11 protein-coding genes are annotated in these 14,773 nt (G+C 58.1%); all 11 read right to left on the bottom strand.

What is annotated here, in order from left to right:
- Positions 1 to 591 precede the first annotated feature (591 nt).
- The 11 genes from TX24_RS19020 to gyrA all read right to left on the bottom strand — a co-directional run bounded on the left by TX24_RS19020 (position 592) and on the right by gyrA (position 14,561).
- Complete coding sequence (locus TX24_RS19020; RefSeq protein WP_073844210.1) at positions 592 to 1,947, bottom strand: Wzz/FepE/Etk N-terminal domain-containing protein; 1,356 nt, start codon at positions 1,945 to 1,947, stop codon at positions 592 to 594.
- 331 nt (positions 1,948 to 2,278) lie between these two features.
- The gene (locus tag TX24_RS19015) at positions 2,279 to 2,509 is read right to left on the bottom strand and encodes a lipopolysaccharide assembly protein LapA domain-containing protein (RefSeq protein ID WP_057710876.1); all 231 of its coding nucleotides are present in this window, start codon (positions 2,507 to 2,509) and stop codon (positions 2,279 to 2,281) included.
- A gap of 24 nt (positions 2,510 to 2,533) precedes the next feature.
- Positions 2,534 to 2,830, bottom strand: a complete 297-nt coding sequence (gene ihfB, locus TX24_RS19010) for an integration host factor subunit beta (protein ID WP_003189779.1) — start codon at positions 2,828 to 2,830, stop codon at positions 2,534 to 2,536.
- A gap of 130 nt (positions 2,831 to 2,960) precedes the next feature.
- Positions 2,961 to 3,245, bottom strand: coding sequence for a hypothetical protein (locus TX24_RS19005; protein ID WP_003189775.1), 285 nt, complete (start codon positions 3,243 to 3,245; stop codon positions 2,961 to 2,963).
- 386 nt (positions 3,246 to 3,631) lie between these two features.
- Positions 3,632 to 5,317, bottom strand: a complete 1,686-nt coding sequence (gene rpsA / locus TX24_RS19000) for a 30S ribosomal protein S1 (RefSeq protein ID WP_003189774.1) — start codon at positions 5,315 to 5,317, stop codon at positions 3,632 to 3,634.
- A gap of 120 nt (positions 5,318 to 5,437) precedes the next feature.
- Positions 5,438 to 6,127 carry a (d)CMP kinase gene (gene cmk, locus TX24_RS18995; protein ID WP_003189772.1) on the bottom strand — a complete coding sequence of 230 codons (690 nt, stop codon included), beginning with the start codon at positions 6,125 to 6,127 and terminating at the stop codon, positions 5,438 to 5,440.
- A complete protein-coding gene (locus TX24_RS18990) occupies positions 6,124 to 8,334 on the bottom strand; it encodes a bifunctional prephenate dehydrogenase/3-phosphoshikimate 1-carboxyvinyltransferase (RefSeq protein WP_057710875.1) in 2,211 nt (736 codons plus the stop codon). Before TX24_RS18990 ends, cmk begins: the two co-directional genes overlap by 4 nt.
- Before the next feature lie 28 nt (positions 8,335 to 8,362).
- A complete protein-coding gene (hisC, locus tag TX24_RS18985; RefSeq protein ID WP_003189769.1) occupies positions 8,363 to 9,475 on the bottom strand; it encodes a histidinol-phosphate transaminase in 1,113 nt (370 codons plus the stop codon).
- 9 nt (positions 9,476 to 9,484) lie between these two features.
- A complete protein-coding gene (pheA, locus tag TX24_RS18980; RefSeq protein WP_003172650.1) occupies positions 9,485 to 10,579 on the bottom strand; it encodes a prephenate dehydratase in 1,095 nt (364 codons plus the stop codon).
- Positions 10,579 to 11,664, bottom strand: coding sequence for a 3-phosphoserine/phosphohydroxythreonine transaminase (serC, locus tag TX24_RS18975; RefSeq protein ID WP_003189767.1), 1,086 nt, complete (start codon positions 11,662 to 11,664; stop codon positions 10,579 to 10,581). The genes pheA and serC overlap by 1 nt, the downstream gene beginning before the upstream one ends.
- A gap of 242 nt (positions 11,665 to 11,906) precedes the next feature.
- The gene (gene gyrA / locus TX24_RS18970; RefSeq protein ID WP_003189765.1) at positions 11,907 to 14,561 is read right to left on the bottom strand and encodes a DNA gyrase subunit A; all 2,655 of its coding nucleotides are present in this window, start codon (positions 14,559 to 14,561) and stop codon (positions 11,907 to 11,909) included.
- Positions 14,562 to 14,773 lie beyond the last annotated feature (212 nt).

The following is a 14,773-nucleotide window of genomic DNA, read 5'->3' as shown; positions in this document are numbered from 1 at the left end:
AAGTTCTTCAAGCTCAAAACCCACTCAGTGAGATCGATCTGTTTCCAGATACCGTTGCCCTATACGCTTCCAACGCTCCCTCGCTCATACTTCTTTTGAGGGTTCTCATTAACTTACATTATTCATTACATTACGTACGAAGCTTATTGCTCTTACCAATGCCTGCCCGAACCTGCCCCTGCTGACAAACAGAATCAACACTAACGTAACGCGCTCGGATCGGAACGCCATCGCTAGCGCAGGCTTCACGTACCCACTTCAGCAAAAAAAGCACAGGACCTTGCTTGCATGGCTTTGTGCCATAAATCGTTGGATGCCTTTCAAATAAAACGGTTCCATGAAATTTGACAATCATACTACGGGATGTAAATACAAATAAGTGGTTCGTTACACTTGGCCAGCGTGATGGATCACTGTTCACAGAATCTTTCTGCTCAGGATAGAATCACCCCGAGTATTTTTCAGGCATGACCCAAAAGTAATTTGACATAGGTACATATTCCTATTTCAAAGGAGGGAAACGGGAATAAATAGCACCCACACCGCGCATGGTATGCATGCCTGCTCAACGTGTGATAGACGAGCTCATTCCTAAGGCTGTCGGACGATGCCTTCAGAAGAGGCCTTCTTTTCGATGGCGATATCTGAAGCATTAAAAGGCACGCATTTCATGATCAGCTGGCGTTTATTTACAACCATTGTACGAATGAGGGCAAGGAGAATACCTAGCATGCCGCCAAGAATCAGACCGACCGCCAAAATGAGCGCCTTCTTAGGTTTGATAGGCCCCAGTGGCTCCAACGCCTGCTTGTCAATAGTTACCAGCTTCAAGCGACTCATATCAATATTCAAGCTGCGTAGGCGCGCCTCTTCAGCACGAAGGGGCTCCACATTGCTTAAAAACAGATCTTCATTTTCACGACGATTCAAAACCTCAATCTGCCTGTTGGATTGCAGCAACTGAAGCTCTTTAGCGATTTGCGCGATACGCCCCTCTGTGAAGTCATCGGATTTGCGCTGAAGGAGAGCATTTTTCTCAGCCTCTAACGCATCAACCCCCATGAAATACAACGGAATCTGCTGATTATTAATCTCGGTATGCATCGTGCTGCCCCCCCCGCTGCGATCTGCATCACCGAGTGACGACGGGGTGGCTGGTTTTTTGATACCCAGCGACTTAGCGATGCCGATTGCTTCGTTCAACAATGCAAGCCTATCACGACGAATAGTCTTAAGCTGAGCCCTCAGAGCCTTTAGCTCGTCCTGCAACTGAGCACGACGAAGCACATCACCCTCGGTCAAACTGGCAATTTTTGCCTCTTTATCAATTTCATATCCCGAGCGGACGGCCTTGAGCTTGCCTTGAATTTCATTCAGTCGGTTATTGATGATGACGCTCAGGTCCGCGCTAATCTGCCGACGCTCGGTGGCAATGGCAAACTCGATGAATTCGTTGAGGATAGTCACGCCATCTATCCCTTTAGGGTAGCTCATCTCCAGCTTGATATAGGCGCTGAGGGAGTCTAATTTCTTGGGATCTGGCAAAATCAGATTGATGGAGTTGCGATTGAACTCATCAAAACTCTGCTCCAGGGTTCTCCCTGGACGCTCGAAGGCCTTAAATAAACTTTGACGGGCTCGGAAGAAGCTTAACCGCGTATCATAAGACTCAAGAGATGCTCCGACTTTGTTCAACGCCTCACCCGCTGGGAGGACGTATACCCCAGACCGATTCAATGCATCCAGATCATTGATCGCCGCTGGACGCAAAACGCTGCTGACTTGAAATTCCGGAGTCGCCGAAAAGGCATAGATCACAGCCAGAGCGCCAACGACTAGCGTCACAGCGGCTATAAGGACTCTCTGTCGCCAGAGAGATTGAAAAAGGACCGCGAGATCAACTTCTTCGGACGAAGGTGTCGGGGGAATTCGGAAGCTACTACTCACAACAAAAACCTGCCTTCAAAGAGAAACTGCGGGCTCGTTATGCAGACCTGATGTGTATTTTTTTCTAATTGGATGACCGCCAAAACCCAGCGTCCCTGCCAAATTCTGAGCACACAAAATGACTGTTATCGAGAACAGATTCTATTCTGCCATCTCTCCGGAACATTACAAGTCTTGACATGTATGTCAGATGCTTCTGATTTTTCCGAGGGAACTGTTACGACCAACGGGGTTAAGTCGATAGGCCACCATAAAGAATTACCGGCTTCAAGCGTGATAACATTTCTGACAAACGGTCATCATTCGCTCTTAGAGCCCGCCAAGAGCAATACTAAGCAATCGCTTTACCCCGCCGCCTACGCACAACCACCCCCAACACCGGCCCAATCACCATCCCCAAAATCAAAGCCACCACCACAAACACCGCCACCGGCATCTGCGCAGTACTCCACCCCAGGAACGACAGCGCCACGCCCTGCTGGTTCTCCAGCACAAACGCCAAAACCACCAACGCTGCAAGCACCGCAATCAACACCGCAACAACGCGCTTAACCCCACGCATACCCTTCTCCTTCCCCAAAAACACTCAGACGCCTTCTTCCTCTTCTTCGTTCACCCGATCGCGCAATTCCTTCCCCGGTTTGAAGTGGGGAACGAATTTGCCGTCGAGGCTGACGGATTGGCCGGTTTTTGGGTTGCGGCCTACGCGCGGTGCGCGGTAGTGCAGGGAAAAGCTGCCGAAGCCGCGGATTTCGATGCGATCTCCGGTGGCGAGGCATTGGGACATTTGCTCAAGCATGGTCTTGATAGCCAGCTCCACATCCTTGGATGAGAGCAGCCCTTGATGGGTGACAATTCGTTCGATCAACTCCGACTTCGTCATATTTTTCCCTTCTTTTTCAAGCAGCTAGGAAAAGCGCTCCGAAGGTTTTAGCATGAGTTGATGAATTTGAACAGCCCATGTGTCAACTTATCTGAGGCTGAATAAACACGCTCAGCGAGCAGCCAACGCCTTACTTACAGATCACCAACATGGTCCGCGTCACCGCGCCAGCAGGGTTCCAGCCGAACAGGTAGTCGCCCTCTTCGTCCTCTGCATCGCTGGAGCGGGTAATGACCTTGTAGCCCTGCATCTTGCACTCACGAGCAGCGCGCTTTTCGCACTTTTCCCACTTGTTGCCCAGGCCAGAGCAGTCGATCTCGATGCCGCTGACGCCGCGCTTGGCGTGGGTCTTGGCGCTGGTGGAGGAGCAGCCTGCAAGTACCAGCAAGGCGAGTATTACGATAATTCTGTTCATTCAAACCCTTATTGAGCCAGCAACGCGAAATAGCCGTTTTTATGACTATAGTCAGTTCTGACATTGGGCTGAATGCCTTGGTTCGGTGCAGTTGCTTCATCAAATTTCAGGCAAAAAAAAGGCCTCGCATCGCAAGGCCCTTGATCGTGATCGTTCCCATGCTCTGCGTGGGAATGCAGCCAGTGACGCTCTGCGCCACTGGCGCTAACGGACGAGACGCAGAGCGTCTCAAGAGGCGTTCCCACGCGGAGCGTGGGAACGATCATGAATCTTGAATGAACGTGTCGTCTGTGAGTTTTTCGCGAGCGAGCTCGCTCCTACCGTTGAGGCGGGAGGCAACAAAAAAGGGCGACCGAAGTCGCCCTTTTTCTACAGCTTTACAGAACTTAGTTCTGCTTAGCCATTGCCTGGCGCAGCAGTGCCGCCATGGTGGTGTCAGCAGCAGCTTCCGGAGCAGCTTCTTTCAGGCTCTGGATAGCTTCTTTCTCTTCCACTTCGTCTTTCGACTTGATGGAGAGCTGAATCACGCGGCTCTTGCGGTCAACGCTGATGATCTTGGCTTCTACTTCCTGGCCTTCTTTCAGTACGTTGCGCGCGTCTTCAACGCGGTCACGGCTGATTTCGGAGGCTTTCAGAGTCGCTTCGATATCGTCGGCCAGAACGATGATGGCGCCTTTGGCGTCAACTTCTTTCACAGTGCCTTTAACGATGGCGCCTTTGTCGTTCTCTTGAACGTACTCGGAGAACGGATCGCTTTCCAGTTGCTTGATGCCCAGGGAGATGCGCTCGCGCTCTGGGTCAACCGACAGGATAACGGTGTCCAGCTCGTCGCCCTTCTTGAAACGACGAACAGCTTCTTCGCCAACTTCGTTCCAGGAGATGTCGGACAGGTGAACCAGGCCGTCGATGCCGCCGTCCAGACCAATGAAGATACCGAAATCGGTGATCGACTTGATGGTGCCGGAGATTTTATCGCCCTTGTTGAACTGGCCAGAGAAATCTTCCCATGGGTTAGATTTGCACTGCTTGATGCCCAGGGAGATACGACGACGCTCTTCGTCGATGTCCAGAACCATAACTTCCACTTCGTCGCCGACTTGTACGACTTTCGAAGGGTGGATGTTCTTGTTGGTCCAGTCCATTTCGGAAACGTGTACCAGGCCTTCCACGCCTTCTTCCAGCTCTGCGAAGCAGCCGTAGTCGGTCAGGTTGGTAACACGCGCGGTGACGCGAGTGCTTTCTGGGTAACGAGCCTTGATAGCAACCCATGGATCTTCGCCCAGCTGCTTCAAGCCCAGGGAAACGCGGTTACGCTCACGATCGTACTTCAGAACCTTGACATCGATCTCGTCGCCAACGTTGACGATTTCGGAAGGATGCTTGATACGCTTCCAAGCCATGTCGGTAATGTGCAGCAGGCCATCGACGCCACCCAGATCGACGAATGCGCCGTAATCGGTGAGGTTCTTGACGATACCTTTGACTTGTTGGCCTTCCTGCAGGGATTCCAGCAGAGCTTCACGCTCGGCGGAGTTCTCTGCTTCCAGCACGCTGCGACGGGAAACGACAACGTTGTTGCGCTTCTGGTCGAGCTTGATGACTTTGAATTCGAGTTCTTTGCCTTCCAGGTGCGTGGTGTCGCGCACTGGACGAACGTCGACCAAAGAACCTGGCAGGAACGCACGGATGCCGTTAACGTCGACAGTGAAGCCGCCTTTAACCTTACCGTTGATAACGCCCTTGACCACTTCTTCAGCTGCGAAGGCTGCTTCGAGAACAATCCAGCATTCAGCGCGCTTGGCTTTTTCACGGGACAGCTTGGTTTCACCGAAACCGTCTTCAACCGAGTCCAGAGCAACGTGAACTTCGTCACCGACATTGATAGTCAGGTCACCAGCATCGTTGTAGAACTGTTCCAGCGGGATCAGAGCTTCAGACTTCAGACCAGCGTGAACGGTTACCCAGCGAGCTTGGTAATCGATATCAACGATAACACCGGTGATGATGGAGCCTGCCTGAAGGTTCAGGGTTTTTAGGCTTTCTTCAAAGAGTTCCGCAAAGCTTTCGCTCATTTTAATTCCTGTTGATAAGGGCGAAGAATACGCCCATCTCCACACCCCAGACGGTGTGGGTCAGTTTCAGTTAAAAGAAGCCACCGCAGGACTATGACTGGTCCCCTGCGGCCTTCTTGATCACCCGGCGATATCGCGAATGGCGATTTCACTCATGATGCGTTCCAGCACCTGCTCGATGGACAGCTCCGTGGAATCCAGCTGTATGGCGTCAGCCGCCGGCTTGAGCGGGGCTACCGCACGCTGGGTATCACGCTCATCGCGTGCACGGATCTCATCTAGCAGACTCGACAGACTAACACCATCGACTTTGCCCTTCAACTGCAAGTAACGGCGGCGTGCCCGTTCCTCGGCGCTGGCGGTCAGGAAAATCTTCAGCGGCGCCTCGGGAAACACCACCGTGCCCATGTCGCGGCCATCGGCCACCAGGCCCGGCGCCTCCTGGAATGCGCGCTGGCGCTGCAGCAGCGCCTCGCGCACGGCGGGCAACGCGGCCACTTGGGAGGCACCCGCGCCGATACTCTCGGTGCGAATCACATCGCTGACTTCATCACCTTCCAGAATGATGCGCTGCAACTGACCCTCGGTCGCCGCAATGAACTGCACATCCAGATGGGCGGCAAGTTTGGTCAGCAACTCTTCGTTGGTCAGGTCCACACCATGGTTGTGCGCAGCGAACGCCAGCAGGCGGTACAGCGCTCCAGAATCCAGCAGGCACCAACCCAGGCGCTTGGCCAGAATGCCAGCGATTGTGCCTTTGCCCGAGCCGCTAGGCCCGTCGATGGTAATCACCGGTGCTTTGATATTCACAATTGAGCCTCTTGGGCAACACGGATGCCGACTTGGGCACACAGTGTCAGAAAGTTCGGAAAAGACGTAGCAACATTGGCGCAGTCAAGAATACGAATAGGCGCCTTCGCCCGCAGGGAAGCCACACTGAACGCCATGGCAATCCGATGATCGCCATGGGCATGCACTTCACCACCGCCCATCGGTCCACCGTCAATGATAAGCCCATCTGGGGTGGGTTCACACTTCACGCCCAGGGCCAACAGACCGTCGGCCATCACTTGGATGCGATCGGACTCCTTGAGGCGAAGCTCCTCGGCACCGCGTAAAACAGTACGGCCCTGAGCGCAGGCTGCAGCAATAAACAGCACGGGGAACTCATCAATTGCCAACGGCACCAGGGCCTCTGGAATCTCGATGCCCTTGAGCACGGCAGCACGTACACGTATATCCGCAACCGGCTCGCCACCCACCTCGCGCTGGTTTTCGAGGGTGATATCAGCGCCCATCAGCCGCAGGATGTCGATCACTCCGGTGCGGGTCGGGTTGATACCGACATGCTCCAGCAACAGCTCGGAGCCCTCGGCAATCGAGGCCGCCACCAGGAAAAACGCCGAAGACGAAATATCCCCCGGCACTTCAATACGCGTAGCGGTCAACCCATGCCCCGACGCCAGCGACGCCGTCGCGCCCTGCACCGCCACCGGGTAACCAAAGCCGCGCAGCATGCGCTCGGTGTGGTCGCGGGTCGGTGCGGGCTCGGTCACCGAGGTTTTACCCTCAGCGTACAACCCCGCCAACAACAGGCAGGATTTCACCTGGGCACTGGCCATGGGCAATACATAGTTCAAGCCTTTGAGCGATTGCCCGCCACGAATGCTCAGTGGCGGACGCCCGTCCGGCCCGGTTTCGATGATTGCGCCCATTTCCCGCAGCGGCTTGGCCACGCGGTTCATCGGGCGCTTGGACAGCGAGGCATCGCCGGTCAACACGCTGTCGAAGCGCTGCGCCGCCAATACACCGGCCAACAGGCGCATCGACGTGCCGGAATTGCCCACGTAGATCGGCCCCGGCGCTGCCTTCAGGCCCTGCAGGCCGACACCGTGAATGGTCACGCGCCCATGGTGCGGGCCCTCGATCACCACGCCCATGTCGCGAAAGGCCTGCAAGGTCGCCAGGGCGTCTTCACCCTCAAGGAAGCCTTCCACCTCGGTCACGCCCTCGGCCAACGACCCCAACATGATCGAACGGTGAGAGATCGACTTGTCACCCGGCACGCGGATGCGCCCGCTCAAGCGGCCACCCGGGCTGGCGATGAAGGTCAGGTCATCGGTGTTCACTGCGGTTTCCATATAGGCCCGGCGTGCGAGGATCTTGCTGAAATGTTCACGCGCCACCCGTGCCCGGGTGAACACGCCGAGCAGTTGATGGCCGTCTCCCGCATCCACCGCGTCGCGCAAGGCGTCGAGGTCACTGCGGAAGGTGTCCAGGGTGCGCAACACCGCTTCGCGATTGGCGAGGAAGATGTCGTGCCACATCACCGGATCGCTGCCGGCAATCCGCGTGAAATCGCGAAAACCACCGGCTGCGTAACGGAAAATCTCGAGGTTCTCGTTGCGCTTGGCCAACGAATCCACCAAGCCAAATGCCAGCAGGTGCGGCAAGTGACTGGTAGCCGCCAACACTTCGTCGTGACGCTCGACCTGCATATGCTCCACATCGGCGCCCAGCTCGCGCCAGAGACGATCCACCACTGCGAGTGCCGTTGGATCGGTTTGCGCAAGCGGCGTCAGGATGACCTTATGCCGACGAAACAACTGCGCATTGGAGGCCTCCACCCCGCTCTGCTCGGAACCCGCGATGGGATGGCCCGGCACAAAGCGCGGCGGCATGCCACCAAACGCCAATCGTGCCGCGCGCACCACGTTGCCTTTGGCGCTGCCCACATCGGTAAGGATCGCTTGCCCGAGGTCCATACCCGCCAGTACCGCCAGCAGTTTCTCCATGGCCAGGATCGGCACGGCAAGCTGGATCACATCCGCGCCCTGGCACGCAACGGCCAGGTCCGCCTCACAGCGATCCACCACACCCAATTCCACCGCCAGCTTGCGCGATTGCGGGTCGAGATCCACGCCCACCACTTCGCCACACAGCCCGCTTTCACGCAGGCCCTTGGCGAAGGAGCCACCGATCAACCCCAGGCCGACCACCACCAGGCGACCGATCATAGGCACAGCAGGTTGCAATGCAGTGACATCAACCACGGGCCAGAACCTTGGCCAGCGCCTCAAGGAAGCGGCTGTTCTCAGCCGGCAAACCGATGGTGATACGTAGGTGGTTCGGCATGCCGTAGTTGGCCACCGGGCGCACAATCACGCCCTCGCGCAGCAAGCCCTGGAACACCGGCGCGGCCACTTGGCCGAGATCGACACAGATGAAGTTGCCCTTGGACGGAATCCAGCCCAGGCCCAGCTCACGAAAGCCTTCCTGCAATTGCAGCATGCCGCTTTCGTTGAGGCGACGGCCTTCTTCCAGGTATTCGGCATCCTTCACCGCCGCACAGGCGGCCGCCAGGGCCAGGCTGTTGACGTTGAACGGCTGGCGCACGCGGTTCAGCACATCGGCCACCACGGGGGTGGACAAGCCATAACCGACCCGCAACGACGCCAGGCCATAAGCCTTGGAGAACGTACGCGACACCAGCAGGTTCGGGTAAGCCGCAAGGAAATCCAGGCCGTCGGGCAGGTCGCTGCCTTCGGCGTACTCGATGTAGGCTTCGTCCAGCACGACCAGCACATGCTCGGGCACGTCCTGCAGGAATTCGTTCAGTGCCTGCTCGTCAAACCAGGTGCCGGTCGGGTTGTTCGGGTTGGCGATAAACACCACGCGAGTCTGGGCATCGATGGCCGCCAGCATCGCCGGCAGGTCGTGCCCCCAATCCTTGGCAGGAATCACGCGAGCATCCGCCCCCACTGCCTGGGTCACGATCGGATAGACCGCAAACGCGTGTTCGCTGAACACCGCGTTCAAACCTGGCGCCAGGTAGGCACGGCCGACCAGTTCAAGGATGTCGTTGGAGCCATTGCCCAGGGTCACTTGGTTCAACTCGACCCGGCACTTGTCCGCCAGCAAAGACTTGAGCGCAAAACCGTTGCCATCGGGATAACGGGTCAGCTCGGCCAGCTCTTCACGAATCGCCGCCAACACTTTGGGGCTCGGGCCCAGCGGGTTTTCGTTACTCGCCAGTTTGACGATCTTGGACGGGTCCAGATTCAACTCGCGGGCCAACTCGTCCACAGGCTTGCCTGGAACGTAAGGCGAGAGTTGTTGCACGCCCGGCTGTGCCAGGGCGAGGAAGTTGCCACTCATGTCAAAGCCTCACAAAACCGCTTTCGGGTAAGAGCCCAGCACCTTGAGTGCCACGGCTTCCTGACTGATCTTCTCCAGCACACCCTTGACCAGTGGGTCGCGGTGATGGCCGATGAAGTCGATAAAGAACACGTAGGTCCACTTACCGCTGCGCGAAGGACGAGTCTCGATGCGCGTCAGGTCAATCCCGTTATCGTGGAACGGCACCAGCAGCTCATGCAGCGCGCCGGGCTTGTTGCTCATGGAAACGATGATCGAGGTCTTATCGTCGCCGGTGGGCGGCACTTCCTGGCTGCCGATCATCAAAAAGCGCGTGGAGTTATCCGGGCGGTCTTCGATTTTTTCGGCCAGGCGCGTCAGGCCGTACAGGCCCGCGGCCATATCGCCGGCAATCGCCGCCGAATTCCACTCACCCTTGACCCGCTTGGCCGCCTCAGCGTTGCTGGACACCGCCACGCGCTCGACATTCGGGTAATGGGCGTCCAGCCACTTGCGGCACTGGGCCAGGGACTGGGCGTGGGAATAGATACGGCTGATGCTGTCGGTCTTGGTGTTTTCACCCACCAGCAGGTGGTGGTGGATACGCAACTCCACCTCACCGCAGATCACCATGTCGTGTTCGAGGAAGCTGTCCAGCGTGTGGTTGACCGCGCCTTCGGTGGAGTTTTCCACCGGCACCACGCCAAAATTCACCGCACCGGCCGCGACTTCACGGAAGACTTCGTCGATAGCCGCCATCGGCTTGCTGATCACCGCGTGGCCGAAGTGCTTCATGGCTGCGGCCTGGGTGAAGGTGCCTTCAGGGCCGAGGTAGGCCACTTTCAGTGGCTGCTCCAGCGCCAGGCACGAGGACATGATTTCACGGAACAACCGCGCCATCTCTTCGTTGCCCAACGGGCCCTTGTTGCGCTCCATCACGCGCTTGAGCACCTGGGCTTCACGCTCGGGGCGGTAGAACACCGGCACTTCGCCTTCCGCCAGCGACGCCATTTTCACCCGGGCCACTTCCTGGGCGCAGCGCGCACGCTCACTGATCAGCTCCAGGACTTTCTCGTCCAGGCTGTCAATGCGTACGCGCAGGGCCTTGAGTTCTTGCTCAGACATTAGCCGTGTTCCTTCTCGAACTCTGCCATGTAGGCAACCAGCGCATTGATGGCGTGGATGTCGACGGCGTTATAAATGGAGGCGCGCATGCCGCCCACCGAGCGGTGGCCCTTCAGGTTCAGCAGGCCGCGCGCGTCGGCACCAGCCAAGAACGGCTTGTCGAGGCGGTCGTCAGCCAGGCGGAACGGCACGTTCATCCACGAGCGGTCGGTGAGGTTGATCGGGTTGCTGTACAGGCCGCTGGCGTCGATGAAGTCGTACAGGACGCGCTTCTTCTCTTCGTTGAGCTTGCCCATGGCCGCGACACCGCCCTGCTCCTTGAGCCATTCGAACACCAGGCCCGACAGGTACCAGGCAAACGCCGGCGGGGTGTTGTACATCGAGCCGTTATCGGCCGCGACCTTGTAGTTGAGCATAGTGGGGCACAGGGAACGGGCGCGGCCCAGCAGGTCTTCGCGGATGATATTGACCAGGATGCCGCTCGGGCCGATGTTCTTCTGCGCGCCGGCGTAGATCATGCCGTATTTGGACACGTCGATCGGGCGCGAGAGGATGTCCGAGGACATGTCGCACACCAGTGGCACGTCACCTACTTCAGGTACCCAGTCAAATTCCAGGCCGCCGATGGTTTCGTTCGCGACGTAGTGCACGTAGGCCGCATCCTTGGACAGCTTCCACTCGTTCTGACCGGGAATGGCGAAGTAATCGTAGGGTTTGGCGGTGCCTGCCACGTTGACATGGCCGTAGCGCGAGGCTTCTTCAATGGCCTTCTGCCCCCAGATACCGGTGTCGATATAGTCGGCAGTGCCGCCTTCGGGGAGCAGGTTCAGCGGGATCTGGGCGAACTGCTGGCTCGCACCACCCTGCAAGAACAGCACTTTGTAATGGGATGGGATGCCCAGCAAGTCGCGCAGGTCCTGCTCGGCCTTGTTGGCGATGGACACGAACTCATCGCTGCGATGGCTCATTTCCATCACGGAGAGGCCTTTTCCATGCCAGTCGAGGAGTTCACCCTGCGCACGCTGCAGGACTGCTTCAGGAAGCGCCGCGGGACCGGCACAGAAGTTATAGGCTCTCTTGCTCACATCCAATCTCACTCTGATCTGGTGGGGCTGCAATCATGTCAGCAACGCCCTCGTTCCGGAGCGGACATCTGTGGGAGCTGGCTTGCCTGCGATAGCAGCGCCGCGGTATCACTGAATGACCGAGGCGCCTGTATCGCAGGCAAGCCAGCTCCCACATGGACCGCGTCCAGGCAAAGGGCGCTGTATTTCATACGGGACAAACAACAAGGGGGCGAATCTTCATCCGCCCCCTGTGTGTCCGCTTATTCCTGCGGTTCTTCTTCGTCTGCGGCAGCGTCGAGGGTTGGCTCGTCAACGTTGTCATCGCCGGCTGCGATCACCTCGCCTTCAAATTCCTCACCTTCGAGCTCTTCACCTTCGACTTCCGAAGGCTCCTGCACACGCTCCAGGCCGACCAGTTTTTCGTCCTTGGCCAGCTTGATCAGGGTCACGCCCTGGGTGTTACGGCCCAGGCTCGACACTTCCGCCACACGGGTACGCACCAGGGTGCCCTGGTCGGAAATCAGCATGATCTCCTCGCCGTCGAGCACCTGCACCGCGCCGACCAGACGGCCGTTGCGGTCGTTGCTGACCATGGCGATCACGCCCTGGCCGCCACGCTTGTACTCCGGGAACTCACTGATGGCGGTGCGCTTGCCATAACCACGCTCGGAAGCGGTGAGGATCTGGCTGCCTTCTTCCGGGATCAGCATCGAAATCAGCTTCTGCCCCTCTGGCAGGCGCATGCCGCGTACACCGCGGGCGGTACGGCCCATGGCACGCACGTCGGATTCCTTGAAGCGGGTGACCTTACCGCCATCGGAGAACAGCATGACTTCACGTTCGCCATCGGTAATGGCGGCAGAAATCAGTACGTCGCCCTCATCCAGCTCCAGGGCGATCAAGCCCACGCTGCGTTGACGGCTGAAGGATTCCAGCGGGGTCTTCTTCACGGTGCCTTTGGCGGTGGCCATGAAGATGAAGTGACCTTCGGTGTATTCCTCGACCGGCAGCATGGTGGTGATGTACTCATCACTGTCCAGCGGCAGCAGGTTGACCAACGGACGACCACGGGCAGCGCGGGAGGCCTCCGGGATTTCGTAGGTCTTGAGCCAGTACACCTTGCCTTTGCTGGAGAACAGCAGCAGCGTGGTGTGGCTGTTGGCGACCAGCAGGTGAGCGATGTAGTCCTCATCCTTCACGCCGGTAGCCGATTTACCTTTACCGCCACGACGCTGGGCCTGGTACGCAGCCAATGGCTGGGTCTTGGCATAGCCGCCGTGGGAGATGGTCACCACGCGCTCTTCTTCCGGGATCATGTCACCCAGGGTCAGGTCCAGGCGCGCATCGAGGATTTCGGTGCGGCGCACGTCGCCGTATTCGGCGCGGATCACTTCCAGTTCTTCGCGGATCACTTCCATCAGGCGCACGGCGCTGCTGAGGATGCGGATCAACTCGCCGATCTGGTTGAGGATCTCCTGGTACTCGGCCAACAGCTTCTCGTGCTCAAGGCCGGTGAGGCGGTGCAGACGCAGCTCCAGGATGGCCTGGGCCTGTTCTGGCGACAGGAAGTACTTGCCTTCACGCAGACCGTATTGCGGGTCCAGGGTCTCCGGGCGGCACGAATCGGCGCCAGCGCGCTCAACCATCGCGACCACGGCGCTGGATTCCCAAGGCGTGCTGATCAGCGCTTCCTTGGCTTCCGACGGGGTTGGCGAGGCCTTGATCAGGGCGATCACCGGGTCGATGTTCGACAGCGCAACCGCCTGGCCTTCCAGGATATGGCCGCGCTCGCGGGCCTTGCGCAGTTCGAACACGGTACGGCGGGTAACCACTTCGCGACGGTGACGCACGAAGGCTTCCAGCAGGTCCTTGAGGTTCAGGATGCGCGGGCGGCCATCGATCAGGGCAACCACGTTGATACCAAACACGCTTTGCAGCTGGGTCTGGGCGTAGAGGTTGTTGAGGATCACCTCAGGCACTTCGCCACGGCGCAGCTCGATTACCACGCGCATACCGTCTTTGTCGGACTCGTCGCGCAGCTCGGTGATGCCTTCCAGCTTCTTCTCTTTAACCAGCTCGGCGATCTTCTCGATCAGGCGCGCCTTGTTCAGCTGGTACGGGAGTTCGGTGATGACGATCTGCTGGCGGCCACCGACCTTGTCGATGTCTTCGATCATCGAGCGGGCACGCATGTAAATGCGCCCGCGACCGGTGCGGTAGGCTTCGATGATGCCGGCGCGACCGTTGATGATCGCCGCGGTCGGGAAGTCCGGGCCGGGGATGTACTGCATCAGCTCATCGACGGTCAGCTCAGGGTTGTCGATAAGGGCCAGGCAACCGTCGATGACTTCACCGAGGTTGTGCGGCGGGATGTTAGTGGCCATGCCCACGGCGATACCGCTGGAACCGTTGACCAGCAGGTTGGGAATACGGGTTGGCATGACCGCCGGGATCATTTCGGTGCCGTCGTAGTTCGGCACCCAGTCCACGGTTTCTTTGTGCAGGTCGGCCAGCAGCTCGTGCGCCAGCTTGGTCATGCGCACTTCGGTGTATCGCATGGCCGCGGCGTTGTCGCCGTCCACCGAACCGAAGTTACCCTGGCCGTCTACCAGCAGGTAGCGCAGGGAAAACGGCTGTGCCATCCGAACGATGGTGTCGTACACCGCAGTGTCGCCGTGAGGGTGATACTTACCGATCACGTCACCGACAACACGGGCAGATTTCTTGTACGGCTTGTTCCAGTCGTTACCCAGCTCGCTCATCGCGAACAGCACACGCCGGTGCACGGGCTTCAAGCCATCGCGCGCATCAGGCAGTGCCCGACCGACAATTACGCTCATCGCGTAGTCGAGGTAGGACTGTTTCAGCTCGTCTTCGATATTGACCGGGAGGATTTCTTTGGCCAGTTCGCCCATGAGAAGCCTGATTCCTTTTTCGGGTGAAACCTCGTCACATCCATTCGGGACGAACGAAGCTCGCCGCTGCCGGCACGGTGCCTGACAACGACTTACGACAAATCAACGAGTTATGACACGGATCTGCACGTTATAGGCCACCCCTCGGGGCAGCCCTGGAAACCGCCGGATGTTATCACAATCGCCGCCACGCACCTATCCCCCTGATGCGC

The sequence above is a fragment of the Pseudomonas lactis genome (assembly GCF_001439845.1).
GTDB classification, from domain to species: Bacteria; Pseudomonadota; Gammaproteobacteria; order Pseudomonadales; family Pseudomonadaceae; genus Aquipseudomonas; species Aquipseudomonas lactis.
The sequence above is the reverse complement of the archived record's forward strand: the minus strand, read 5'-3'. Positions and strand labels throughout refer to the sequence as shown.